A 799-nucleotide genomic window follows, 5' to 3' on the forward strand; every position below is an offset into this window, starting at 1 on the left:
GGTCGGTGGCGGGGCCGGAGACGACGGGGGTGCCGGCCGGGAAGCGGTTGACGGTGCACGACGGTGACCTGACGATCACCACGCCCGGTGCGGTGATCGACGGACTGGACATCCGCGGCCTGGTCCGGGTCAAGGCCAGCGGTGTGGTGATCCGCAACTCCATCGTGCGCGGCAAGCCGCTGACCGGGTCGATGGGCCTGATCACCAACGACCTGGGCGCCTACTCCTTCACCCTGGAGGACAGCGAGCTCATCGCCGCCGAGGCCTCCCCGTGGGTCAACGGGATCATCGGCCACAACTTCACCGTGCGCCGCACCGAGATCGCCAACGTCATCGACTCGGTCCACATCACCGGACCCAACGTGCGCGTGGAGAGCTCCTGGCTGCACGACAACCTGTTCTACGCCAGCGACCCCAACCAGCGCGGCGGCCCCTCCCACGCCGACAGCGTCCAGATCCAGGCCGGCACCAACCTGCGGTTCGTGGGCAACCGCATCGACGGCGCCTACTCCTCGGCGTTCCAGACCACCCAGGACCGCGGCCCCATCAGCGACGTGGTGATCGAGGACAACCAGATCAACGGCGGCGGCTGCTCGATCAACATCGCCTGGGGCACCCGCTACGCCCCCATCCCCGGCAGCGCCCTGCAGGTCCGCAACAACACCTTCGGCCTGGACACCCGCCACACCCGGTGCGCGATCATCGCCCCCTCACCCACCGGGGTCACCAACACCACCAACACCTTCACCGACGGCACCGGCGTCACCATCTCCCGCGGCTGGTGACCACCCCGCCACCG

Annotated in this window: 1 protein-coding gene; it reads left to right on the forward strand. The window is 69.2% G+C overall.

All coding sequences use genetic code 11. The annotated features are described in order from the left end of the window. A partial coding sequence (locus Q0840_RS18975) for a hypothetical protein (RefSeq protein ID WP_298462738.1) occupies positions 1–785 on the forward strand: 785 nt, incomplete at its 5' end. Positions 786–799 lie beyond the last annotated feature (14 nt).

Origin of the sequence: uncultured Cellulomonas sp. (genome assembly GCF_947494015.1) — a bacterium.
In the GTDB taxonomy this organism is placed as follows: Bacteria; Actinomycetota; Actinomycetes; order Actinomycetales; family Cellulomonadaceae; genus Pengzhenrongella.